At 69.1% G+C, this 24,230-nt stretch carries 17 protein-coding genes; 13 read left to right on the top strand and 4 right to left on the bottom strand.

The window, feature by feature from the left end:
* Nucleotides 1-4: 4 nt before the first annotated feature.
* The 12 genes from hemE (at nucleotide 5) to BLS99_RS18540 (ending at nucleotide 16,041) form a co-directional block, all read left to right on the top strand.
* The gene (gene hemE, locus BLS99_RS18595) at nucleotides 5-1,048 is read left to right on the top strand and encodes a uroporphyrinogen decarboxylase (RefSeq protein ID WP_176953455.1); all 1,044 of its coding nucleotides are present in this window, start codon (nucleotides 5-7) and stop codon (nucleotides 1,046-1,048) included.
* A complete protein-coding gene (gene hemG, locus BLS99_RS18590) occupies nucleotides 1,045-2,451 on the top strand; it encodes a protoporphyrinogen oxidase (protein ID WP_091053051.1) in 1,407 nt (468 codons plus the stop codon). Before hemE ends, hemG begins: the two co-directional genes overlap by 4 nt.
* 37 nt (nucleotides 2,452-2,488) lie before the next feature.
* Nucleotides 2,489-3,202: a hydrogen peroxide-dependent heme synthase gene (hemQ, locus tag BLS99_RS18585; RefSeq protein WP_245712307.1), complete on the top strand. Its 714-nt coding sequence runs from the start codon at nucleotides 2,489-2,491 to the stop codon at nucleotides 3,200-3,202.
* On the top strand, nucleotides 3,199-3,405 hold the full coding sequence (locus tag BLS99_RS18580) for a hypothetical protein (RefSeq protein WP_091053049.1): 207 nt from the start codon (nucleotides 3,199-3,201) through the stop codon (nucleotides 3,403-3,405). The genes hemQ and BLS99_RS18580 overlap by 4 nt, the downstream gene beginning before the upstream one ends.
* Nucleotides 3,392-3,817, top strand: coding sequence for a S24/S26 family peptidase (locus BLS99_RS18575; RefSeq protein ID WP_091053048.1), 426 nt, complete (start codon nucleotides 3,392-3,394; stop codon nucleotides 3,815-3,817). Before BLS99_RS18580 ends, BLS99_RS18575 begins: the two co-directional genes overlap by 14 nt.
* Before the next feature lie 65 nt (nucleotides 3,818-3,882).
* The gene (ilvD, locus tag BLS99_RS18570) at nucleotides 3,883-5,727 is read left to right on the top strand and encodes a dihydroxy-acid dehydratase (RefSeq protein WP_091053045.1); all 1,845 of its coding nucleotides are present in this window, start codon (nucleotides 3,883-3,885) and stop codon (nucleotides 5,725-5,727) included.
* Nucleotides 5,728-5,905: 178 nt separating this feature from the next.
* On the top strand, nucleotides 5,906-7,480 hold the full coding sequence (locus tag BLS99_RS18565; protein ID WP_091053042.1) for a hypothetical protein: 1,575 nt from the start codon (nucleotides 5,906-5,908) through the stop codon (nucleotides 7,478-7,480).
* Between the two features lie 103 nt (nucleotides 7,481-7,583).
* Nucleotides 7,584-10,298 carry a putative bifunctional diguanylate cyclase/phosphodiesterase gene (locus BLS99_RS27480; RefSeq protein ID WP_176953430.1) on the top strand — a complete coding sequence of 905 codons (2,715 nt, stop codon included), beginning with the start codon at nucleotides 7,584-7,586 and terminating at the stop codon, nucleotides 10,296-10,298.
* Nucleotides 10,299-10,525: 227 nt separating this feature from the next.
* Entirely contained in the window at nucleotides 10,526-12,406 is a 1,881-nt protein-coding gene (locus tag BLS99_RS18555) for an acetolactate synthase large subunit (protein ID WP_091053036.1), read from the top strand.
* Between the two features lies 1 nt (nucleotide 12,407).
* The gene (gene ilvN / locus BLS99_RS18550; protein ID WP_091053034.1) at nucleotides 12,408-12,935 is read left to right on the top strand and encodes an acetolactate synthase small subunit; all 528 of its coding nucleotides are present in this window, start codon (nucleotides 12,408-12,410) and stop codon (nucleotides 12,933-12,935) included.
* 21 nt (nucleotides 12,936-12,956) lie between these two features.
* Nucleotides 12,957-13,967: a ketol-acid reductoisomerase gene (ilvC, locus tag BLS99_RS18545; RefSeq protein WP_091053032.1), complete on the top strand. Its 1,011-nt coding sequence runs from the start codon at nucleotides 12,957-12,959 to the stop codon at nucleotides 13,965-13,967.
* Nucleotides 13,968-14,121: 154 nt separating this feature from the next.
* Nucleotides 14,122-16,041 carry a hypothetical protein gene (locus tag BLS99_RS18540; RefSeq protein WP_143034864.1) on the top strand — a complete coding sequence of 640 codons (1,920 nt, stop codon included), beginning with the start codon at nucleotides 14,122-14,124 and terminating at the stop codon, nucleotides 16,039-16,041.
* A 6-nt stretch (nucleotides 16,042-16,047) separates the two neighbouring features.
* Here the strand turns inward: BLS99_RS18540 and BLS99_RS18535 are convergent, their stop codons facing one another.
* The gene (locus tag BLS99_RS18535; protein ID WP_091053026.1) at nucleotides 16,048-19,227 is read right to left on the bottom strand and encodes a tetratricopeptide repeat protein; all 3,180 of its coding nucleotides are present in this window, start codon (nucleotides 19,225-19,227) and stop codon (nucleotides 16,048-16,050) included.
* A 9-nt stretch (nucleotides 19,228-19,236) separates the two neighbouring features.
* A complete protein-coding gene (locus BLS99_RS18530; protein ID WP_091053024.1) occupies nucleotides 19,237-19,548 on the bottom strand; it encodes a trypco2 family protein in 312 nt (103 codons plus the stop codon).
* A 149-nt stretch (nucleotides 19,549-19,697) separates the two neighbouring features.
* On the opposite strand from BLS99_RS18530, the gene BLS99_RS18525 reads away from it, so the two are divergent.
* Nucleotides 19,698-21,164 carry an ATP-binding protein gene (locus BLS99_RS18525; RefSeq protein ID WP_091053021.1) on the top strand — a complete coding sequence of 489 codons (1,467 nt, stop codon included), beginning with the start codon at nucleotides 19,698-19,700 and terminating at the stop codon, nucleotides 21,162-21,164.
* Nucleotides 21,165-21,259: 95 nt separating this feature from the next.
* On the opposite strand, the gene BLS99_RS18520 is transcribed toward BLS99_RS18525, so the two are convergent.
* Nucleotides 21,260-21,679, bottom strand: coding sequence for a roadblock/LC7 domain-containing protein (locus tag BLS99_RS18520; RefSeq protein WP_091053019.1), 420 nt, complete (start codon nucleotides 21,677-21,679; stop codon nucleotides 21,260-21,262).
* A gap of 14 nt (nucleotides 21,680-21,693) precedes the next feature.
* Nucleotides 21,694-24,165 (bottom strand): sensor histidine kinase, encoded by a 2,472-nt coding sequence (locus tag BLS99_RS18515; protein WP_143034863.1) that lies wholly within the window; start codon nucleotides 24,163-24,165, stop codon nucleotides 21,694-21,696.
* Nucleotides 24,166-24,230: the final 65 nt, after the last annotated feature.

The following is a 24,230-nucleotide window of genomic DNA, read 5'->3' as shown; positions in this document are numbered from 1 at the left end:
TGGCATCGTGGTCAACGCCGTTCCGTCATCGCCAGAGTCCCCGTTCCTCGCGGCCTGCCGCGGTGAGGAGCCCGGTCGCACACCCGTATGGTTCATGCGCCAGGCCGGGCGGTCCCTCCCCGAGTACAAGCAGGCGCGCGCCGGCACCTCGATGCTCGAAGCCTGCCGCACCCCCGAACTCGTCTGCGAGATCACGATGCAGCCGGTGCGCCGCTACGGCGTCGACGCCGCGATCTTCTTCTCCGACATCGTCGTGCCCCTCGCCGCGATCGGCCTCGACATCGAGATCGTCCCCGGCGTCGGCCCCGTCGTCGCCGAGCCCCTCCGCACCGAGGCCGACCTCAAGCGCCTGCGCAACCTCGACCCCTGCGACGTCGGGTACGTCACCGAGGCCGTGGGCCTGCTCCGCAAGGAGCTCGGGGACACCCCGCTCATCGGCTTCGCCGGCGCCCCGTTCACCCTCGCCTCCTACCTCATCGAGGGCGGCCCCTCCCGCGACCACGCGAAGACCAAGGCGCTCATGAAGTCCCGCCCCGAGGTCTGGCACGGCATCGCCTCCCGCCTCGCCGCGATCTGCGGCGAGTTCCTCCGCGTCCAGGTCGAGGCCGGCGCGCAGGCCGTGCAGCTCTTCGACTCCTGGGCCGGCGCCCTCTCCGAGGCCGACTACCGGACCTACGCCCTGCCCCACTCCACCGCCGCGCTGGCGGGCGTCGCCGAGTCGGTGCCCCGCATCCACTTCGGCGTCGGCACCGGGCACCTCCTCGAAGCGATGGCCGAGACCGGCGCCGAGGTCTCCGGCGTCGACTTCCGCATCCCCCTCGACGAGGCCGCGAAGCGCCTGCCGGACAAGGTCCTCCAGGGCAACCTCGACCCGGCGCTCGTCCTCGCCGACGACGCGGCCCTGACCGCCGAGACCGACCGCGTCGTCGCCGCCGGCCGCGCCGCCAAGGCCCACGTCTTCAACCTCGGGCACGGCGTCCTCCCCGATTCCGACCCCGGCAAGCTCAAGCTCGTGGTCGACCGCGTGCACGAGACCACGACCCGATGAGCCCCGTGACGCCCGCCCGCGTCACCGGCACCCCGGGGCGCACCCGGGTCCTCGTCGCCGGCGGTGGCATCACCGGCGTCGCCGCGGCCCACCGCCTGCGCGAACGCCTCGGCCCCGACGCCGAGATCATCGTCGCCGAGCAGTCGATGCGCCTGGGCGGCAAGATCCGCACCGCCGACTTCGCCGGCCGCGCCGTCGAGACCGGCGCCGAATCGCTCCTCGCCGCCCGGCCCGAGGCGGTCGACCTCGCCCGCGCCGTGGGCCTGGGCGACGCCATCGTCCACCCCGCGGCCCTCAAGCCCGCCCTGAGCATCGGCGGCGAGCTCGTCGACTTCCCCGCCGGGCACATGATGGGCATCCCCGGCGACCCCGCCGACGTCGCCGCCATCGCGAACGCCAAGGAGCGCCCCGACAACGGCCTCCCGATCCTGGAGGCCGGCCAGGACATGTCCGTCGGCGCCCTCGTCCGCGCCCGCCTCGGCGACGAAGTGCTCGACCGGCTCGTCGCCCCGATGCTCGCGGGCGTCTACGCCGGGGACGTCGACCGGCTCTCCGTCCGCGCCGTCATGCCCCAGCTCGCCGCCGCCCTCGAACGCCACGCGCGCCTGACCGAGGCGGTCGCCGAGATCAAGCGGCCCGCGCCCGCCGGCAAGCCCGTGTTCGCGACCATCGACGGCGGCCTCGACCGGCTCGTCACCGCGACCTCCGCCGCCGCGCGCGCCGAGATCCGCCTCGGCATGACCGTCCGCGAACTGCGCGAGACCCCCCGGGGCTGGGAGGTCATCACCGGGCCCGTCCCCGACCCCATCAAGGTCACCGCCGACGCCGTTGTGCTCGCCGTCCCCGCCTCGCCCGCCGCCGACCTCCTCCGGGCCGTCGCCCCCGAGGCCGCCGCGGCCCTCTCCGGCGTCGCCTACGCCTCGGTCGCCCTGGCCGCCTTCGCCTTCGACAAGGTCGACCTCCCCGAGCGCTCGGGCTTCCTCACCCCCGCCTCCGAGGGCAAGACCGTCAAGGCCGCCACCTTCGCCTCCAAGAAGTGGCCGCACCTGGGTCGCCGCCGCCAGATCGTGCGCGTCTCCATGGGCCGCCTCGGCGAGGAGGCGCTGCTCCAGTACGACGACGCCACCCTCGCCAAGACCGCCCTGCGCGAACTCGGCGAGCACCTCGGGCAGCGCCTGCCCGACCCGGTCGAGCAGCGCATCGACCGCTGGGGCGGGGCCCTCCCGCAGTACGCGCCGGGGCACGTCGCCCGCGTGGCCGCCGCCCGCGAGGCGCTGGCCCGCCACCGCGGCCTCGCGATCGCCGGGGCGGCCGTCGACGGCGTCGGCATCGCCGCGTGCGTCGCCTCCGGGCGCGACGCGGCCGACCGCATCGCCGACGCGCTCGCGCCCCGCACCGTGTGAGACAGTTCAGCAGCACCACGACGAGAAGGGCCGCACCGTGACTGAACGCCAGTCGAACAATCCCAACGCCGCGCGGATCAAGGAGCTGAACGACACGCTCCGGTACACCCTGTGGTCGGTGTTCCGCGTCGAGGAGCCCATGCCGGCGATCCGGCAGGACCTCGCCAGCGACATGGAGGCGTTCTTCAAGAAGCACTGCGGCGACGCGGGCGTGACCGTGCGCGGCACGTACGACCTCACCGGGATGCGCGCCGATGCCGACCTCATGGTCTGGTGGCACGCCGAGGACTCCGACCGGCTCCAGAAGGCGTACTCCGACTTCCGCCGCTCCGCGCTCGGGCGCCACCTCGCCCCGGTCTGGTCGAACATGGCCCTGCACCGGCCCGCCGAGTTCAACCGCAGCCACCTCCCGGCGTTCCTCACCGAGGAGCCGCGCGGGTACATCAGCGTCTACCCGTTCGTGCGGTCCTACGAGTGGTACCTGCTGCCCGAGGAGGAGCGCCGCGACCTGCTGCGCGAGCACGGCCAGATGGCCCGCGACTACCCCGACGTGCGCGCCAACACCGTCCCGGCCTTCTCCCTGGGCGACTACGAGTGGATCCTCGCCTTCGAGGCCGACGAGCTCCACCGGATCGTCGACCTCATGCGGGAGCTGCGCGCCTCCGGCGCGAGGCGCCACGTGCGCGAGGAGATCCCGTTCTTCACCGGCAAGCGCCGCTCGATCACCGACATCATCAACGACCTGCCGTGATCGCCGTCGTAGAGGAGCCCGCCGCCGGCTACGGACTCCTGATCATCGCGCAGGCCGTGTTCCTCCTCTTCCTGGTGGTCGCGGCCGTGTACGCCCTCCTCGCGGTCATGGCCGCGCTCGGCCTGACGAGCTTCGGCGTGCTCGAGCGCTTCCGCAGGAAGCGCGAGGAACCGGAGGACGACGGGATCGATGGGCTCTTCTGACCTGCTCTTCCCGCTCCTGCTCATCGCCGCGGTGGCGCTGACGGCCGAGAGCGTGCGCCAGCTGCGGCGCCGGTGGGTCCTCGTCAAGGTCGAGGGCGCCTCCATGGAGCCCGCGCTCAAGGACGGCGACGAGGTGCTCGCCAAGCGCACCAAGCGGATCGCGGTCGGGGACGTCGTCGTCGTGGCGGCCCCCGACCCCGAGCTCGGCTGGGCCGAGACCCGTCGAGCCAAGGCCCCGTGGTGGATCAAGCGCGTCGCGGCCGGACCGGGCGAGACCGCGCCCGGCTCCGGCGGGCCCGTCCCGGAGGGGCACTACTACCTGCTCGGCGACAACCCGGCGGGGGACGACTCGCGCCGCCACGGGCCGTGCCCGCAGCGGTTGGTCTTCGGCACGATGGTGCGCGGCCTCTGACAGGACAGGCGATCCTAGCCAACGGGCGCGTCGTCCTAGCATCCGAGACGTGGCAGACTTGAGCCATGCCAGCGCTTCGTTCACGCACTTCCACGCACGGCCGCCAGATGGCGGGTGCCCGCGCTCTGTGGCGCGCCACCGGCATGACCGACTCCGATTTCGGCAAGCCGATCGTGGCCATCGCCAACTCCTACACCCAGTTCGTGCCCGGCCACGTGCACCTCAAGGACCTCGGCGAGATCGTCGCCGAGTCGATCGCCGAGGCCGGCGGCGTCTCGAAGGAGTTCCACACGATCGCCGTCGACGACGGGATCGCGATGGGCCACTCGGGGATGCTCTACTCGCTCCCCAGCCGCGAGATCATCGCGGACTCGGTGGAGTACATGGTCAACGCGCACTGCGCCGACGCCCTCGTGTGCATCTCCAACTGCGACAAGATCACCCCCGGCATGCTCATGGCCGCGCTGCGGCTGAACATCCCGGTCGTGTTCGTCTCCGGCGGGCCCATGGAGGCCGGCAAGACGATCGATGCCGACGGGATCGTCACCCAGAAGCTCGACCTCATCGACCCGATGATCGCCGCGGCGAACGACGACGTCTCGGACGCGCAGCTCCTCAAGATGGAGGAGGCGGCCTGCCCGACCTGCGGCTCGTGTTCGGGCATGTTCACCGCGAACTCGATGAACTGCCTGACCGAGGCCATGGGCCTGTCGCTGCCGGGCAACGGCTCCACGCTCGCCACCCACGCCGCCCGCCGCGAGCTGTTCTCCGAGGCCGGCCGGGTCGTCATGGACCTGGCGCGGCGCTACTACGAGCACGACGACGAGTCGGCCCTGCCGCGCAGCATCGCCTCCCGCGGCGCGTTCGAGAACGCCATGGCGCTCGACGTGGCCATGGGCGGCTCCACGAACACGATCCTGCACCTGCTGGCGGCGGCCCGCGAGGCCGAGCTGGACTTCAGCGTCGCCGACATCGACGCGATCTCGCGCCGGGTCCCGTGCCTGTCGAAGGTCGCCCCGAACTCGCCGAAGTACCACATGGAGGACGTCCACCGCGCCGGCGGCATCCCCGCGATCCTCGGCGAGCTGCGCCGCGGCGGCCTCCTGGACGAGAAGGTCCACACGATCCACTCCCCGTCGATGGCCGAGTGGCTGGGCGCGTGGGACATCCGCGCCGAGTCCCCCGCGCCCGAGGCGGTCGAGCTGTTCCACGCCGCGCCCGGGAACGTCCGCACCACGCAGGCGTTCTCGACCGCGAACCGGTGGAAGACCCTCGACACCGACGCGCGTGAAGGGTGCATCCGCTCCGTCGAGCACGCGTACACCAAGGACGGCGGGCTCGCGGTCCTGTTCGGGAACCTGGCCGAGGACGGCTGCGTCGTCAAGGTCGCGGGCGTCCCCGAGGAGAACTGGACCTTCACCGGCCCCGCGCACGTCTTCGAGTCGCAGGACGACGCGGTGCAGGGCATCCTCGACAAGTCCGTGGTCGAGGGCGAGGTCGTGGTCATCCGCTACGAGGGCCCCAAGGGCGGCCCCGGGATGCAGGAGATGCTGTACCCGACGTCGTTCCTCAAGGGCCGCGGCCTGGGCCGCAAGTGCGCGCTCATCACCGACGGGCGCTTCTCGGGCGGCACGTCGGGCCTGTCGATCGGCCACGTCAGCCCCGAGGCCGCCGGCGGCGGGCTCATCGCGCTGGTCGAGAGCGGCGACGTGATCGAGATCGACATCCCGAACCGCAGGCTGGAGCTGAAAGTGGACGACGCGGTGCTGGAGCAGCGCCGCGTGGCCCAGGAGAAGCGCGAGCGGCCGTTCACGCCCGTGGACCGCGACCGGGTCGTCTCCCGCGCGCTCCAGGCGTACGCGGCGATGGCGACGCCCGCGAGCGACGGCGCCGTCCGCAAGGTGAACTAGCGGCGCCGTTCACAATGTGAACCAGCGGCACCGCCCGCAAGGCCGACCAGCCGTCCACTCAGGACTGCACCCCGGCGGGGTCCTCCGAACGGAGGGCTCCGCCGGTGGCGTTTCCCGTGCAGAATGGGAACGCCCGCATCCCTCACGCCCGCATCCCTCACCTCCCCGGAGCAGCCGCATGGCCCGCAGCGTCAGCCAGTGGAACTGGTCGGACTTCAGCCAGGAGTGGTCGCAGACCGCCGCGATCAACGAGCTCAACGACGACATCGGGGCCGAGCGCCGGTCCCGCCGCCGCGAACTCGAGACCGTCAAGAGCGAGCTCGGCTCGGGCCTGGAGCGCGTCGACACCCGGCTCGACTCGGTCGCCGACCAGGTCGCCCTCCTCCTCACCTGGACCGACCTGCGCTTCCAGCTCCTCGAACTCGACGAGTACCAGGCGCGCAGGGAGATCCGCAGCGCGTTCCGCGCCCTCGCCGAGGGCCGGCCCGCCCGCCTGCCCGACCTCCCGGACCTGCCCGGCTACTGGCTCCCGCCCGCCGCCGCCGCGATCCTGCCGCTGGTGTTCCGCGGCCGGCCCGGCGCCGACGCGAGGAAGTCCGGTGGCCTCACCACCGGGCTCGACGCCGCGCGCGGGCGCGACGCGGTGCGCGCAGAGCTGTTCAACCTCGCCGTGGGCCGCTGCTTCGGCCAGGCCGTCCTCGTCGACGCCGCGTTCCTGCGCCTCATCCACGACCCCGCCGACCTCGGCGAGTGCGACAAGGGGCTCATCGCGAACGGCTGGCGCGCCCTGTGGGAGCACGCCGCCCTCGGCGCCTTCGGGCCCGCCGCGGTCGTCCAGCTCACCGGGCGCCTCCGGGAGCTGTTCGACCCGAACGAGGCCGACGAGGCCGAACTGGCCGCGTGGGATTCGGCGATCACCGGATTCGGTGCCGCCGAAGGGGAGACGCCCCCGCTCGCCGACGCCTGCAACGCCCTGCGCGTGCACCTCGGCGCCGAGCCCGCGACCGCCGACCTCGCCGAACTCGAACGCAGCGACGGCCGCTGGCGCCGCTACCTCGAAGAGCTCATCGAGGAGCCCAGCCCCGCCGAGCACCCCATCGTCGGCGAGATGGAGTCCCTCGGCCTCGACGACGGCCCCGACCGCAGCCGCCCCTCGTGGGCCGAGCCCGCCGGGACCCCCGCCGCGCTCGTGCGCCGCGACCTCTTCGACCCCGAGGCCCCGGTCGCTCTGCGCCGCTTGGCACTCGACCTCGCCGCGCCCCTCCTGCGCGCCCGGCTCGCGCACCTCGAAGCGACCACGACCGCGCCCGAACCCACCGTCACCGCCGTCAGGCGCCGCGGCGAGTCCATCGACGTCACCGCCGCCGGGCACGACGCCGACGCCCTCACCGCCGCCGAGGAGCGCATCGGGCGCGGCTTCGACACCGACGGGCCCTCCAAGCTCCTGCACACCGGCTTCGCGGTGGTACTCGGCGCCGCCGCCCTCGGCCTCGCCGCGTTCGGGCTGTGGGTCCTCGCGGCCCTCGCCGCCCTCGCGGTCCTCCTGCCCGTCGTCGTCTACCGCCGCGACGCCGCCAAGGCCCGCGAGCAGGCCGAGCGCCGCGACGAACGCCTCGCCGAACTCCGCGGCGCCCTCTTCGCGGCCCGCGCCGACGCCAGCGAGGCCGACAAGGCCGCCGCCGCCGCGCACCGGGCCGACCGCACCGCCCTCGAACGCCTGGTGAAAACGCTCCCCGAGACCGCCTCCGAGTAGCCGATCCGTTACAGCGAAAGGGATTCACGGAGGGCCCGGTGCCGATACGACGGACGATGCGGCATCCTGTAATGCACGAGGCTTCCTACGATTGGGCCAGTGGATGACGCCAAACCCCCGTCGCGGCCGGCAGCTGCTGTCGTGGACCGCGACCGCAGCAGTCTGGTGCTCCGTGCTGGCCGCGGCGGTCGTCGTCGGCCTCCAGACCTCGCTGCCGAACATCGCCCCCGGCACCGCCGCCGCCCTCGGCTCCGTCGGCGCCGCCTGCGCCGGCTCCCTCATGTGGCGCGCGGCCGGGCGCATCGCCACCGGCCGCCGCACCACCTACCAGCTCATGGCCGCCGGCATCCAGACCATGGCCGCCGCCTTCGCCGCCGCCTGCTGGCTCCCCGACCCCGCCGCCGACTCCGTGGCCGGCACCGGGTTCGCCGCCTCCGTCGTCCTCTGGGCCCTCGCCCTCCTGCGCCTGCCCGACAGCGGCTGGGCGCCCCAGGCCGTCCAGCGCCGCCTCGTCGACGGCTCGTTCGTCGGCCTCTGCGCCCTCTTCTTCGCCTGGACCCTCTTCGCCCGCCCCCTGTTCGCCCAGATGCGCGGCCCCCTCGGCGAAGGCGACCTCGCCATCGTCATCCCCGGCATGATGGGCGTCGTCATGCTCGGCGTCGGCTTCACCACCACGTTCCGCATCCAGCGCTGGCGCCGCCGCCACGCCCTCGCCTACATCGCCGTCTTCGCCGTCCACTTCACCGGCCTCTCCACCTTCGTCGCCTGGCAGTGGGGGCGCCCCGAGGACCGCGTCCTGTGGTGGTCGGTCCTGTGGGTCGCCACCTGCGCGGCCCTCCTCGGCGTCACCTACCTCGCCCGCAGCCAGAAGCCCGCGCCCATCGACAAGCCGAACTACCCCGGCGTCCACTACACCGTCATGGCCGGCGCCGGCGCCCTCGCCGCCGCCGCCGTCCTCATCAACGGCGCCACCAGAGGCAGCCTCCCCCTCGACGCGACCCTCCTCGGCCTCGCCGCCGTCGGCGCCCTCGGCGCCCGGCTCACCCTCACCTACTTCGACGTCCGGCGCGTCACCGGCGAGGCGGCCGCCCGGCAGCGCCGCCTCTCCGCGATCGTCGGCGTCGCCTCCGACACCGTGCTCGTCCTCGACCCCGACCTCACCGTCACCTGGCAGCCCGAGGACTCCGCCTGGCGGCCCGGCACCGACGCCGGCACCTGCGTCGGCGCCTCCTTCCTCGACCTCGTCCACGTCGACGACCGGCGCACCACCGAAGAGGACCTGCGCACCCTCCTCGACGGCCTCAGCCACACCGGCCAGGTCTCCCTCAACATCCGCGTCCGCGACTCCGCCCGCCGCTGGCGCCACACCGAGACCGTCGTCACCGACCTCCGCGGCAGGCCCCAGGTACGCGGCCTGGTGGCCCGCATGGAGGACGTCGGCGCCCGCCGCTCCCTGGAGACCGAACTCGCCCGCATGGCCTACTCGGACCCGCTCACGGGCCTCGCCAACCGCCGCGCGCTCCTCCAGAGCCTCGAGGACGGCGTCGCCGCCGAGGAGCACCAGACCGCGCTCCTCCTGCTCGACCTCGACGGCTTCAAGAACGTCAACGACACCCGCGGCCACGACTTCGGCGACGAACTCCTCGTCGAGGTCTCCCGCCGCATCAAGGAGCTGCTGCGCCCCACCGACGTCGGCGCCCGCCTCGGCGGCGACGAGTTCGCGATACTGCTGCGCGCCAGCTGGTCCGAGGCCGTCGCCACCGCCAAGGCCCTCGTCGCCCGCCTCGGCGAGCCCTACGAGTTCCACGACGAGTCCACCGTCTTCGTCACCGGCTCCGTCGGCATCGCCACGGCCGCAGAAGGACTCGGCGACCCCGAACGGCTCCTGCGCAACGCCGACCTCGCCCTGCGCGCCGCCAAGCAGGCCGGCAAGAACCGCCACGCCACCTACGACGCCGAGTTCGACCGCATCGTGCGCCGCAAGAACGAGCTCTCCCAGGAGCTGCGCGGTGCCATCGGCCGCGACGAGCTGCGCCTGGTCTACCAGCCCGTCTTCGACGTCACCGACCGCACCATCGTCGGCGCCGAAGCCCTCCTGCGCTGGAACCACCCCCGCCTCGGCCAGGTCAGCCCCGGCGAGTTCATCCCCGCCGCCACCGAGTCCGGCCTCACCCAGGACCTCGCCGTGTGGACCGTCAACCGTGCCGCCGAACAGCTCGCCGCGTGGCAGAACGGCGGCATCAAGGCGTGGATCTCGGTCAACGTCTCCGTCAAGGAGCTCCACACCCACCTCTTCGCCACCGAGGTCAACACCGCGCTCATCGCCGCCGGCGTCCCCGCCAAGCGCCTCGTGCTCGAGGTCACCGAGCACGACTTCTCCCACCAGATGAACACCCTCATCGCCCAGCTCGGCGCCCTGCGCGGCGCCGGCGTGCGGATCGCCCTGGACGACTTCGGATCCGGGTACTCCTCCCTCGGCCAGCTCGAACGGCTCCCCGTCGACATCATCAAGATCGACCGCGACCTCATCGCCAAGGACGACGGCGGCGTCGGCCCCCTCGCCGCCGTCACCGTCGCGCTCGGGCGCATCCTCGGCATGGAGGTCATCGCCGAAGGCGTCGAGACCGACCAGCAGCTCAACGCGATGATCGCCGCCCAGGCCCCGCTCGTGCAGGGCTACCTCCTCGCCAAGCCCATGGACCCCGACGACCTGACGCGCTGGCTCACCGAGGAGCCCAAGGCCCTCTCGTCCGAGGCGTACGCCGTCCCCGGGCCCCGCGACACGCCGACCGACGTCCCGGAGTCTGAGAAAAGTTGACTCACGGGCCGGAATCGTGAATCATGGGGGGCGTGCCGCAGCAGAACTACGACCAGAACGCGACCGAGGCCCTCGCCGCCCGGCCGCTCGTCGTAGTACTTACCTAGCGCACCGTCGTTCTCCGACGGTGCGCTCGCCCCGTGCGTCTTAGCACGCGGGCGATTTTTTCTGCCCGGGGAACGACACCGCATGTCGAACCAGCCACATCTCCCTATTGGACGAAGGACATGAGCACACCAGTGAAGGCACCCAAGCCAGGGCCCCAGGCCGCCAAGGATGGGTCGCAGGCTGCCAGGGCTCAGCCCGCGAGGCCGAAGGCCCCCAGGCCCGCCCCCCCGCTCGGCGCTCCCGCCGCCGCACCCGTCCTCACCGGCGCGCAGGCCGTCGTCCGCGCCCTGGAAGAGCTCGAGGTCGAAGCGGTCTTCGGCATCCCGGGCGGCGCGATCCTCCCGGCCTACGACCCGCTCCTGGACTCCCAGAAGGTGCGCCACGTCCTCGTCCGCCACGAGCAGGGCGCCGGGCACGCGGCCCAGGGCTACGCCCTCGCCACCGGCAGGGTCGGCGTGTGCATGGCGACCTCCGGCCCCGGCGCCACCAACCTGGTGACCCCGCTCGCCGACGCCCACATGGACTCGGTCCCGATCGTGGCCATCACCGGCCAGGTCGCCTCGACCGCCATCGGCACCGACGCCTTCCAGGAGGCGGACATCGTCGGCATCACCATGCCGATCACCAAGCACTCCTACCTGGTCACCGCGGTCGAGGACATCCCGCGCGTGCTCGCCGAGGCGTTCCACGTGGCCTCCACCGGGCGCCCCGGCCCCGTCCTCGTCGACATCCCCAAGGACCTGCTCCAGGGCACCGGCGAGTTCGTGTGGCCGCCCAAGATGGACCTCCCGGGCTACCGGCCCACGACGCAGCCGCACGGCAAGCAGATCCGCGAGGCCGCCGCGCTCATCGCCGAGGCCAGGCGCCCCGTGCTCTACGTCGGCGGCGGCGTCGTCAAGTCCGGCGCCCACGCCGAGCTGCGCACCCTCGCCGAGCTGACCGGCGCGCCCGTCATCACCACGCTGATGGCCCGCGGCGCCTTCCCCGACTCGCACCCGCAGCACCTGGGCATGCCCGGCATGCACGGCTCCGTCCCCGCGGTCCACGCGCTCCAGAAGTCCGACCTCATCGTGGCCCTGGGCGCCCGCTTCGACGACCGCGTCACCGGCAAGCTCGACACGTTCGCGCCCGAGGCCAAGATCGTCCACGTCGACATCGACCCGGCCGAGATCGGCAAGAACCGCGACGTGGACGTCCCGATCGTGGGCGACTGCCGCGCCGCCATCGCCGCCATGGCCGAGGCGTACGCCGACCCCGGCAAGGAGCGCCTGAAGACCTGGTGGGAGACCCTCGACGACCTGCGCGAGCGGTACCCCCTGGGCTACACCGACATCGACGACGGGCTGCTGACCCCGCAGTGGGTCATCCAGCGCCTCGGCGAGCTCGCGCCCGCCGACACCATCTGGACCGCCGGCGTCGGCCAGCACCAGATGTGGGCCTCCCAGTTCATCAAGTACGAGGCCCCGGGGACGTTCCTCAACTCCGGCGGCCTGGGCACCATGGGCTTCGCCGTCCCGGCCGCCATGGGCGCCAAGCTCGGCGAGATGGGCCGCACCGTGTGGGCCGTCGACGGCGACGGGTGCTTCCAGATGACCAACCAGGAACTGGCGACCTGCGCGATCGAGGGCATCCCGATCAAGGTCGCGGTCATCAACAACGGCAACCTCGGCATGGTCCGCCAGTGGCAGACGCTGTTCTACGACAAGCGGTACTCCCAGACGAACCTGTCGACCCACCACTCCGAGGCGTCCCCGCGCGTCCCCGACTTCGTCAAGCTCGCCGAGGCCCTGGGCTGCGTCGGCCTGCGCGCCGAGACGGCCGCGGAAGTGGACGCGGTCATCCGGCAGGCCAACGAGATCAATGACCGCCCCGTCGTGGTCGACTTCACCGTCGGCCCCGACGCCATGGTGTGGCCGATGGTCCCGGCCGGGGTCTCCAACGACGAGATCCTGTACGCGCGCGACGTGCGCCCGAACTTCGACGACGAGGGAGAGATCTGAGATGACGACGCACACGCTGTCGGTCCTCGTCGAGAACAAGCCGGGCGTCCTCGCCCGCGTGGCGGCGCTGTTCTCCCGGCGCGGCTTCAACATCGACTCGCTCGCCGTCGGCGAGACCGAGCACCCCGGCGTCAGCCGCATCACCATCGTGGTCGACGTCGAGGCCGGCTCGCTGGAGCAGGTCACCAAGCAGCTCAACAAGCTCGTCCACGTGCTGAAGATCGTGGAACTGGAAGCGGGCTCCTCCGTGCAGCGCGAACTGCTGCTGGTGAAGGTCCGCGCCGACGCCGCCACCCGCGGCCAGGTGATCGCCGCCGCCGAGCTGTTCAAGGCCCGCTCGGTCGACGTCACACCCGACACGGTCACCTTCGAGGTCACCGGGAACCGCGACAAGATCGAGGCGTTCCTGGAAGTCCTGGAGCCGTTCGGGATCAAGGAGCTCGTCCAGTCGGGGACGGTCGCACTGGGGCGCGGGGCCAAGTCCATGGCCTCGCTGTCGCGCTACGTCTCACCGAATAGCCAGCAGTAACAAGGGAAGAGAAGCAAACGCATGTCCGCTGAAGTGTTCTACGACGACGACGCCGACCTGGCAGTGATCCAGGGCAAGAAGGTCGCCGTGCTCGGCTACGGTTCGCAGGGCCACGCCCACTCGCTGAGCCTCCGCGACTCCGGGGTCGACGTGGCCGTCGGCCTCCAGGAGGGCTCCAAGTCGCGCCCCAAGGCCGAGGAGGCGGGCCTGAAGGTGCTCACCCCGGCCGAGGCCGCCGCGTGGGCCGACGTCATCATGATCCTGGTCCCCGACACCGCGCAAGCCAAGCTGTACGCGGAGGAGATCGCCCCGAACCTGTCCGCCGGGAACTCGCTGTTCTTCGGGCACGGCTTCAACATCCGCTACGACCTGATCCAGGCCCCCGCGGACGTCAACGTCGCCATGGTCGCGCCGAAGGGCCCGGGCCACATGGTCCGCCGCCAGTTCGTCGACGGCAAGGGCGTGCCCGCGCTCGTCGCGGTCGAGCAGGACCCGTCCGGCGACACCCAGGCCGTGGCCCTCGCCTACGCGAAGGCCATCGGCGGCACCCGCGCCGGCGTCCTGAAGACCACCTTCAAGGAGGAGACCGAGACCGACCTGTTCGGCGAGCAGGCCGTGCTGTGCGGCGGCGCCGCCGAGCTCATCAAGGCCGGCTTCGAGACCCTGGTCGAGGCGGGCTACGCCCCCGAGGCCGCGTACTTCGAGTGCCTGCACGAGCTCAAGCTCATCGTGGACATGATCTACGAGGGCGGCATCGCCAACATGTGGTACTCCGTCTCCGACACCGCCGAGTACGGCGGCCTCACCCGCGGCCCCCGCGTCGTCAACGCCGACACCAAGGCCGAGATGAAGCGCATCCTGGGCGAGATCCAGGACGGCACCTTCGCCAAGGAGTGGGTCGCCGAGGCCGAGAAGCGCGAGAACTACTCCAAGCTCCAGCAGGAGCAGAACGACCACCCGATCGAAGAGGTCGGCAAGAAGATGCGCGACCTCATGCCGTGGGTCCAGCGCAAGATCACGGAGACGGCGTAGCCGCGAAGTGATCCGAGTGATCAGGACCGAGACCGCGTAGTCTCAGTACGGCCGGAGGGCCGGGAACCGCGAAGCGGTTCCCGGCCCTCCAGCATTTCGACTGCTACCATGCAGATTCCGCCAGGCAGAAGGATTCCAAACCCCGGAGGTTCCGATGACTGAGCTTGATGAACTCGGAGTAGCCGAACTCGGTGACAGGCTGAAACTCGAATCACCTGGGGGCATGTCGGTTGCCGGCGCATTCGCATTCGGCTACGGGGCGATCGGCATGCGGCAAGAGGAGCAATGTGATGCCCTCTCCTGGTACGGCGAACTCGGTCCTCTCGAAGTACTCTTCCTAGGTATGATCTTTCCGAAGCGCTTCACGGATGAGCACGAGTTGGCGAACGCGCTGTTCGAATGGATGCAGCGAGTTCGATCTGAGAAGGTCTATGAGTGGATCTGTGAATTCGTGAATCTCGTTGTCGAGCGGAGCTTCGAGGTCGGAATTCCGGTAGATGACCGGAACTTCATGCTCTCCCTCAACCATTATTTGGAGATGGAGGGGTTTCACAGATACCGCATCCCTCAGAAGCTGCTTCCTGAACGAGTTCTTCGAGATAGCCGCATCGTCACCGGATTCAGGAATGTCGACCTTGGAGAGCTCGATCGCAGCCGGGAGGCTGAGGCGTGGTTGCGGTGGTTCTGGGAGGACCCGGAGAAGCCTTATCGCGATCCGACCGTGCTTGAAGCGCTTCGGAGCGGGCTCCGGCACCTGCTCGGAAGGGAGCACGAGGGTGCCGCGGGTAAGTCCGAAGTCATCATTCAAGCGATGGCCAAGCCCAGTGCCATCATCCATGCTCTGTACCTTTCCTTGGCCGCGGGGCCTGACGAGGCGATTCTGGACTTGCCTACCAGGTCATACGCTTGGATATCGGGCCTCCGGGAGGAATCCGCAATCTGGGATGTCGCCGATGCCGCAATCACGGCGGCAGACCGGGCCTGGACGCTCGACGACGCGCTCCTGGCAGTCAAGGACATTGCTGGGATGAACGTAGTGGTGGAGTCGCGTGACCGTCAGTGGAAGAGCTCACCGCTCGTCCTCTTTCGTGAGGTGGCTCTCAAAGTCGGCCACGGAGGCATCCTCGCTCGGAACGAGCCCGAATGGACTTCATCGAGCTGTGCTGCCCGTGCCAGAAAGTCTGCCATGGAACTGCTAAGAGAGGTTGAGTTCGATCTCCGACATATAGATCTAGTTGCGAAGCATTCGACTGCAACAGATCTGAGCCAGCGGAGGGCCAACTATGACGGCAGTGTAACGGTATCGATTCCGCCGTCAGCGGTAGCGGGAATGCGGTCGGTGTTTGAGGAGCAGCATCGAGTGTTCCGTGAGACCTTTGGAAGGGAACCCGCCTCCGGAGACCCGATCTTCTGGGATCCGGATCGTACCGATGAACCGGTCTATATTGATCCGGATGTCTTTCAAGCGGAATTCGAGCAAGATCTCCAGACCGCCGCTGCGGAGTTCGAAGACCTTCGGATGCGGGCGATGACCTTGGCCTGCGCCGATTTCGGCATGATCGTTGTCGAGACGAACCTGCATACCTTTACCACCGAGGAGATCGCCGAGTACAACCGTTTGTTCGCTCATCATCTTGCGGAAGAGCAGGCACGAGCGTTGATTTTGGACCCGGGCGACGAAGCCAAGCTGATAGACATTAGTAGCCACAATTCAGACCGAATCCAGATGAGGGCAGTTCTTGACGCGGTGAAGCGTCGAGCATCCGAGCTCGACCGTGACCGTGGCACTGTGCTAGCGGAGTTGCATCGAGCCACACTTGCGGTGATATCCAGGGAGTTGCCTGAGCTCCAGCTTCACTGGGGTGATGGAACTCCCGATGAGTCGTTGCGCTCATTCGTTGATGAGGAGTCGATCAACCTCCGAGACAGCTCGATCCTTTCGCTCACCGTCGATGCAGTGGTTGGGTACGGAACCGCTTGTCAGGTCGAGCAGTCGAGGCTCGTCGGAGATGAAGTGATCCTCGACTGGATGCAGGTTCTGAACGAGGTCGCAGGATTCGACGAAGTCGAATGACGCGACTCACTCTTCTTCCATACGGCCCAATCCAAACATGAGATCGCGTGCTCTGAGCGCTTTGATAAGCGATCTCAGTTGGTCTGACATTTCTCGCAGCGTTTCGCCTTGCGACTGCGGAGACTGTGCCACAAGTTCGCGTTGAAGATGAATTGCGGAGGTCAGTACCTCCAGGGCATCGTCTAGATTACCGGAAATGGCAAGAACATTCGCCAGATTCGATAGGGATTTCGCCTGCGAAGGCCGGAGCGTCGGATCCTCTTCTACTCGATCTTCTACCAGACGAAGTGATTGTTGGATGACTGAGACTGCCTCGGCAAGGTCTCCGGTAGCTTTGAGGTCGATCCCGAGGTTGTCCAATGCGCTCGAGAGAAGTTCCACATGAGCTGTCGGATTGAGTTTATGCAGGTACTGGGCGTGTTCGACTGCCTCCTTTGAAGTCTTCAATGCCTCGCTCCGCCGATCGAGAAGGCTGTACGTCCCACTGAGGTTCTGAAGTATCTCCACCAAGAGTTGGCGGTACGCTCCTGGTTGCTTTTCAACAAGACGACGACATGACGAAGCCGCCCGCTCGAGAAGTGCCAGACTCTCGTCCAGTTCGCCGTTCTTCTGGAGGAACAGTCCGAGATTATTCAACAGTGGAAGTGGAAAGACATCCGCGCCGATTCCCCCTTGCAGCGTTCGGAGCAGCTCCAACGCCTTGGTCACGTTGCCAGTTCCGAAGTGCATGCGCGCCATATTGGCCGAAAGTTCCTCGTGGAGCCCTTCGAACCTCTCGGGGTACTCGAGGCGGCACTCGTCGGAGATACTGAGACCCGCCTTGAGTGCGGATGACGCTTCCGACTCCCGGTTAAATTTGCTCAGCCCCGTCCCGAGCAGATTCAGGTTGAGTGCCTTCAGGTGGAGGTGGTCGACGTCTGTTTCATGAAGATCCTCCAGGATGTTGATCGCTCTGCGGGCGCTCATGATGCTCCGGCCCCATTCCCCGCAATCGGCCTGGAAAAGCCCGAGTAGGTGAAGCATGGCTACTACCGCTTTCTCGTTGGGAACCGTCTCGGCGTATTCGACGGCACGCTCTGCCAGTGCCAATGACAGGTTGGAAAGTTCTGGATACGGCCTTGGCATGAAGAGCGCCGCCTCCGCGCAAGTCTCGGCGAGGGCCGGGCTCGTGCTGGAGCATCGGATCGCGCTTGCGAGGTAGTCTGCAACTCGATTGCCCTCGTTCGCCCTGATCTTGGTGACTGCGCCTCCGAGAATCTGCGGCATCGAGCTGACAAGTAGTTCCCCTAGGCTCGAAGTGTCACCGTCCTCTTCGACCAGGCTGGAGAGGACGCTTTCGATATACTTTTGAAAGTCCGTCTCGACCGCAGGGTAGTGATCTCGGGAGAGCGCGAGGACTTGTAGGAACCTTGCACGGTGAGGGGCACGCAGCATCTCATGGTCGTGCAGCTTACTCAGAAGCCGGTTGCGGTCGGGGAACGTGGCCAGCAGATGTTCCAGGATGAGGTCAGGTTCGAGTGCACCGACACGATCCATTCGGGTGGGGTCAGCTGCTGCGGTGTCGGATGACGGATAGAGACGGCTGACGGCTTTCACAGCATCGGATCGGTCGAGCGGGTTCGTGCCATCGAAGTCTAGACTCGCAGTCAGGAGCGCTGCGGCCTCTTCAAGTCTTGGTCGAGTGAGCGAGAGGATGAGTACGGCTGCGGCGGCCTGCCCACGGGAGCGGAACGTCTTCGCCCCGTTCTCGTTCATGAGGTTGAGCCAGATGTCGCTTTCTCTTTGGAGGAGTTGATTCACCAGTGCGAACTGGATATCGGAAGTCCCAGGGCTAGGGACAGGGTCACCTTGCGACCCGAAATACGCAGCGATGTGAACGAGAAGCGGGCTGCTGTACTGGGGGTCTGTCACATCGGGCAGGATGGGGTCGGTGATGGGACTGAACACGGGGGAGCAGAACGCTCGGAAAGCGGCCTCGAGGTGGGCTTGCCGCTGATCGCCGGTGAACGCGTATGACTGGATTTCAATCGTGAACGCTTGACTTCGCCGTTGGAGCGTCGCAAGCACACTCCGATAGTCACAGCGCTCGATGAGATCGCCTTCCGAGCGCGAAAGGAGCAGGATTCGGACCTTGGATTTCAGCCGTCCTTCGTCGATCAGCGTGGTGATCCGCGCCAGGAACGTCTGAACCTCCTGCTCCCACTGGTGGACGTAGTCGAAGACGATGAGCAGTGATCGGTTCGGAGTGAAGACCGCCCACTGGTCTTGTACTCTCTCGGAGCTGAATCCGGTGATCCAACCGGGTCTGCGCGCCATGCGTTCACAGAGTTCTGCCGCGACGCGGGTCTTCCCGGATCCGGCACCACCTACCAGGTGCTTCACACCGAGCGGCTCCGCTGCCTCGCACCAGGAGTCCAGCGATGCCATCAGATCGATCCGGCCCTCCTCAACGAATGGCACTACCGCACGACGGGATTGGAAGAACCAGGAGACCGGCACATGGGGCGCTTCCAGGTCGGTGGGGATGAGAGCCGGTTTGATTATCGGGCAGTCGAACGCCTGCTGCGGAACCGCATCCGCCTCCACGAGCAGTTGGTTGATTTCGGGACGCAGTATGGCTTGAGTGGGAATGGCCTGCAGTCGGTCGTGCCTCCATCCCGGTTTGGCTTTGATCAGCATGCCAGCGACCTGACCATCCGCTGATAGGAGCACTGCTCCAGAGAGTCCCTCCCACCCTTTCGAATCGAGCGGCAACGAACCCTTGACGTCGAGTTGAAGCAGCCCTGATCGGTCTTCGGTGAGCAGTACTGCCTCGGCGTCGAGGGATTCGAGCTCACTCGATTGCAGGGTGCCGTCAGAGGAGGCCGACGGATACCCGAGCACCCGGACTGGTAGACGCTTGTGGGGCAGACATTTGATCCATCGGGTGCGAAGTCTCAGGCCCTCCCGGTCGTTGAACGTGAGCACGGCAATGTCTTCGAGTGGGTCGCCTCGTTCGAAATCTCCTCGCCACACCACATGGGCCCGGTCGGAATGCAAATATCCCGGGCAATGAATGCTGACGTCAGCACCCGGATCGATGCCGTGTGCCGCTGTGATCACCACACCTGGCGCCGCGATGAACCCACTCTGTGTTCTTCGCGATGTGCTGACCAGAACCGGGATCAGTGATTCGAGAGCAGCCATCGTCCGGTATCAGATCCGGCGATCGTCGGACAGGTGGAGCTCCCGTGGCCGACCGGAATCGTCGATCCCGATCGGTTCCAGGACCAGCCGGACCTTGTGCGTCCGTGCGGTGCTGTCGGAGCCGGAGATCTTCCCGGTCACCACACTCCAGACGCTGGCCCCGGCTTCTGCTGCAGTACTCCTTGTGACCTGCAATGTCAGCTCGACCTCGATCTCCCTCGCGCGGAATCGAACCGCTGATTCGGATGAGTCGTAGACGGCTTGGGTGACTTCTTCCCTGAGGGAGTTCAGGGCCTGACCGAGCGTTATGGGAGACTCCATCGACCGATGATAGTCGCGTCGTCCGACATCGGTGGTACAGCGAGCGGTGGCACTGCCAGCTGGCCAGGCTATCAACTCACCAGTTCGGCTCGGTGATCGGAAATTGTAGGTGTATGGTTTTATAAACTGTAGACCTATAAGATAGAGGCGTGGAGAAGCCTGACGAAATGTTCGATCGCGAGGTCGAATGGGCCGCGCTGGACCGGTTCGTGTCCGATGACCGGCCTGGCGCCACGCTCGGCGTGGTGTCGGGGCGGAGACGGCAGGGGAAGACGTTCCTGCTCGACGCCGTGGTCCGGGCGGCGGGAGGGTTCTACTTCGGGGCCACCGAGGCCGCCGACGCGGAGTCGCTGCGGCGGTTCAGCGACTCGCTCACCAGGTACGCGAACCCGCCGAGCGCTTACCACTTCGCCGACTGGTTCGAGGCCGTCGACGCGGTCCTCGCACTTGGGCGCGAACGACCGGTTCCCGTGGTCGTCGACGAGTTCCCGTACCTGGCCCGCGCGAATCCCGAACTGCCGTCGATCCTCCAGCAGGCGTTCGGCCCCCTCCGACCGGAGCGCACCGGGTCCCGGACCCGGCTGCTGCTGTGCGGCTCGGCGATGTCGTTCATGGGCCGGCTCCTCTCCGGCGGTGCGCCGCTGCGCGGCCGGGCCGGACTCGAACTGCTGGTGCCGCCCTTGGACTACCGGATGGCCGCGGAGTTCTGGGGGATCACCGACCCGGCGCTGGCGGTCCGGACCCACGCGGTCGTCGGCGGCACCCCCGCCTACCCGAACGAGTTCCTCCGCGGCGACACCCCCCGCGACCTCGACGACTTCGACGACTGGGTGGTCCGGACCGCGCTCAACCCGCAGACGCCCCTGTTCCGGGAGGGCCGCTACCTGCTCGCGGAGGAGGCCGACGTGCGCGACCCCGCGCTGTACCTGTCGGTCCTCTCGGCCGTCGCCGACGGGAACGCCACCCGCAGCGGCATCGCCGGCTACCTCGAGCGCAAGGCGGTCGACATCGCGCACCCGATCCAGGTCCTGGAGGACATCGGCCTGCTGCGCCGCGACGCCGACGCGTTCCGCAAGAACCGCTCCGCGTACCGGATCGCCGAACCACTCATCGCCTTCTACGCCGGGATCATGCGGCCCATGTGGGACCAGCTCCAGCGGCCGGGCATGGCCGAGCGGGTGTGGAAGGCGAGCCGGCACCGCTTCTCCAGCAAGGTCCTCGGGCCGCACTTCGAGCAGCTGTGCCGCGACTGGGCGATGTACCACGCCGATCCCGACCTCTTCGGCGGCCTGCCGACCACGGTGGCGAGCGGCGTCGTCCCCGATCCGGCGGCCCGGACCTCCCACGAGGTCGACCTCGCGGTGATCGCCGCCTCCGACACGGGGCGCCCGCGCCTGCTCGCCATCGGCGAGGCCAAGTGGCAGGACACTATGGGCCGCGCCCACCTGGAGCGGTTGGAGCACATCAGGTCCCTCGTGGCCGCCGCCGGCCGGTTCGACACCTCCGGCACCCGCCTGATGTGCCTCTCGGGCACCGGCTTCAACGACCGCCTCGCGCGGGCCGCGGCCGAGCGAGACGACCTGCTCCTCGTCGGCCTGGCCGACCTGTACGCCTGAGCCGCAAGCGAAGAGGGCCGGGAACCGCATCGCGGTCCCCGGCCCTCCGACTTCTTGTAGGTGCGATCTGCATAACCGCAGACCTGCGGAAAGGGTCAGTGCTGCTGCTGGTACTGGGCGGCGTAGACCTGGCGGGCCGCGGGGGTGAGGGCCGGGCCGACCTGGTTGATGAGGTTGGCGAGTTCGTGGCCGACCTGGCCGATGTCGCAGTTGAGGCCGGCGAGGGCGAGGATGCTCGCACCGCTGGACACCGACATCGAGAACATGAAGCCGCCGTTCATCTCCGTCAGGTTGGAGATCACGGGGTCGGCCTGGAGCGACCGGGCCGCGCCGGCGAGGAGGCTCGTCAGACCCGAGGCGATGGCGGACAGGCGCTCCGCCTCGTCGCGCGGCAGCGTGTTGTTCGAGGCGATGAGCAGGCCGTCCGCGGCCACGGCGATCACGTGCGTCACGTGCGGCACCCGGCCTACGAAGTCGTTGAGAAGGAAGTCCAGTTGCGCGCTAGTGGTGTTCATGATCGTTCTCCGGGTCATTTCTCATTTTGGGGTCCAGCGGTCCTGCTGCTCGAAAGGCCGCGGGCGTACGCGGAGTACGTCGCGCCGATGCTCCGGGGGTTGCGTTCGATGACCATGCCGTCCTGACCCGGGCTCGGGGCGACCGCGCCGGGGACCAGGTTGGTCATCGGGTCCCGCCGCGGCAGGCCGTTCGGCCCGAAGGTGGGTGCCTTCTTCGGTTGGGGCAGGGCGTGTCCGGCCCGCAGGGACGGGTCCGCGTGCACCACGGTGACGTCGAACTTGATCTCCGGGAGCTCGGAGAGCACCGCCGTCGTCGAGGTGGAGAGTACCGGCAGCGGGCGGGTGTCGTCCACTGCGGAGACTCGGGGGCTGGGACCGGCCGGAAGCGCCCTCGGTTCGGGCGCAACGTGTCTGGCGGGCTGGCGCTGCTGCGGGACCTGGTTCGGGTCCGCGGGCTGCTGCGTCAGCTCGGGGTTGTCGGCCCGCGCGAACAGCGGGGCGTTGGCGCGCGGCCGCGGCAGCGGGACCGTGCGGGCGCCCGCGGCGCCGCCGGGCAGGGTCGGCGGCCGCTGGGTGCGCGGCGGGGGCGTGAACGACAGCAGCGCACCGGGGACGGCGATCTCGGCGACCACGCCGCCGCCGATCGACGGCCGCAGCTCGACCTCGATGCCGTGCCGCCCCGACAGGAAGCCGACCACGGTGAGCCCCATGGCCTGCATGGCCTCCAGGTCCACCGGGGTGTCGCGGCGGAGGCGGTCGTTGAACCGCTCCATGCGGTCGGGCTCGATCCCGATCCCGTGGTCGCGCACCTGGATGATGACCTTGCCGGTCAGCACCCGGGCGGTGATCTCGGCCGCGGACTCGGAGTAGCGGGTCGCGTTGTCCATCAGCTCGGCGAGGAGCTGGACGACGTCGTCGACGTAGTCGGCCTTGACCCACGCGCCCTCGTCAGCGGCGGCCTCGATGCGGGTGTAGTACTCGATGCGGCTCTGGGCCGCGATGAGCACGTCGTCGAGCGAGGCGTCGGTGGTCCGGACCTTCGCGGCGGACGAGCCGCCGAGGACCAGGAGCGAGTCGTTCGCGCGCCCGATGAGCGAGGCGAGGTGGTCCAGGCGGAACAGCCGCTGGAGGCGCTCGGGGTCCTGCTCGTTCTTCTCGGCCGCGTCGAGCTCGGCGGTGAGCCGGCCCGTCAGCGAGTGGCCGCGGCGGGCGAGCCGGACGAAGATCGCGCCGACGTGGTACCGCAGGAGGGCCTGCTGCGCCGAGACGCGGATGGCCTCGCGGTGGACGATGTTGAACGCCTCGCCGACCTCGCTCAGCTCGTCGTCGCCGCGGACCTGCATGGGCGGGGTCGTGCGGGCGGCGTACTCGAACGGGCTCAGCCCGCCCAGGCCCTGCTGCTGGTCGACGCGCTTGACGGCCTGCGGCAGGTCCACCATGGCGATCTGCCGGGCCGAGCCCGACAGGTCCCGCAGGCCGCGCGTGACCGAGCGGCCGATGGTGAAGGCGATGAGCCACGCGAGGGCCAGCGCGACGACCGCGATGGAGGACTCGATGACCAGGCGCCGGACGGCGGCGGCGCTGACGGCGCCGGCCTCGTCGGTGGCCTCGTCGAGCGATTCGCCGATGAGCGCGGACGTGTCCGCGTGGCGGGCGTCGTAGGCGGCCATGAGCGCGTAGTGCTCGACCTCCTGCTCGTCGTCGGCCCGCGAGCCGGCGATGGTGCTCTCGAAGGCGTTGGCCTCGCGGGCGTCGGAGGAGCCGATGCCGCCCACCTCGAACACGGCGGCGCCGGGGTCGGTCTGGGCGACGATGCGGCGGTACTCGTTCAGCGACTCCTCGCGGGCGGCGGTGAGCCGCATGAAGGTCCGGTGCTTGCCGGCGAGCGGCTTGCCGTCCTCCAGGGACAGGGTGAGGATGCGGATCTGCTCGGAGTACTCGTCGATGGTCGACAGGAGGCTCGCGGTGCGCACGATCCGGGTGAGCTCGGCGGTCCCGGCGAGGTCGACGGCGTGGTCGAGGACGGCGGACAGGCGCGCGACCATCGAGTTGTACACGGTCAGGTGGACCGCTTCCACGGTGCCCTCGGCGACGGCGCTCCTGGCGGTCTCCAGTCGCGCCAGGGGCGCGTCGGCGCGGGCGAGGAGCGATTCGGCCTCGGCGTCGAGGTCGAGGTTCTCGCGGGTCGCGGCCAGCTCGTCCAGGGCCTCACCGGTGGCGGTCTCGTGGTTGGCGAAGGACGTGGAGATCGCCTCGGCGTCGGTGCTGCCGGTCTGCTCCTGGTAGACCAGGCGCGCGGCGTCCTTGCGCTCGTCCTGGATCGCGGCGATGACGGCGTTGACGTCGCGGGCGAGTTCGACCGCGTCGGCGGTCGCGCTGATGTCCTGGGCCTCGTCGGCGGACTCGACGAGCCGCAGCGCCACCATGCCGGCCAGGGTGAGCGCCGGGACGAGCAGCATGATCGTCAGCTTGGTCCGGATTCTCATGCGGGACCAGGGTCCGCCTCGCGGCTGCCGCTTCGTTCGCGACGGCGGGGACTCGGCTAGCTCAT

Source organism: Glycomyces sambucus (assembly GCF_900102815.1).
Classification (GTDB): Bacteria; Actinomycetota; Actinomycetes; order Mycobacteriales; family Micromonosporaceae; genus Glycomyces; species Glycomyces sambucus.
Note: the sequence above shows the minus strand (reverse complement) of the source record. Positions and strands in the feature narration are given on the sequence as shown.

Bases quoted from the DNA above. Each gene is read 5' to 3' on its own strand.
- BLS99_RS18535 (WP_091053026.1), bottom strand. From the start codon at position 19,227: ATGGCTGCTCTCGAATCACTGATCCCGGTTCTGGTCAGCACATCGCGA.
- BLS99_RS18565 (WP_091053042.1), top strand. From the start codon at position 5,906: ATGGCCCGCAGCGTCAGCCAGTGGAACTGGTCGGACTTCAGCCAGGAG.
- hemG (WP_091053051.1), top strand. From the start codon at position 1,045: ATGAGCCCCGTGACGCCCGCCCGCGTCACCGGCACCCCGGGGCGCACC.
- BLS99_RS18530 (WP_091053024.1), bottom strand. From the start codon at position 19,548: ATGGAGTCTCCCATAACGCTCGGTCAGGCCCTGAACTCCCTCAGGGAA.
- BLS99_RS18520 (WP_091053019.1), bottom strand. From the start codon at position 21,679: ATGAACACCACTAGCGCGCAACTGGACTTCCTTCTCAACGACTTCGTA.
- BLS99_RS18575 (WP_091053048.1), top strand. From the start codon at position 3,392: ATGGGCTCTTCTGACCTGCTCTTCCCGCTCCTGCTCATCGCCGCGGTG.
- ilvN (WP_091053034.1), top strand. From the start codon at position 12,408: ATGACGACGCACACGCTGTCGGTCCTCGTCGAGAACAAGCCGGGCGTC.
- BLS99_RS18555 (WP_091053036.1), top strand. From the start codon at position 10,526: ATGAGCACACCAGTGAAGGCACCCAAGCCAGGGCCCCAGGCCGCCAAG.
- BLS99_RS18540 (WP_143034864.1), top strand. From the start codon at position 14,122: ATGACTGAGCTTGATGAACTCGGAGTAGCCGAACTCGGTGACAGGCTG.
- ilvD (WP_091053045.1), top strand. From the start codon at position 3,883: ATGCCAGCGCTTCGTTCACGCACTTCCACGCACGGCCGCCAGATGGCG.
- BLS99_RS18515 (WP_143034863.1), bottom strand. From the start codon at position 24,165: ATGAGAATCCGGACCAAGCTGACGATCATGCTGCTCGTCCCGGCGCTC.
- ilvC (WP_091053032.1), top strand. From the start codon at position 12,957: ATGTCCGCTGAAGTGTTCTACGACGACGACGCCGACCTGGCAGTGATC.
- BLS99_RS27480 (WP_176953430.1), top strand. From the start codon at position 7,584: ATGACGCCAAACCCCCGTCGCGGCCGGCAGCTGCTGTCGTGGACCGCG.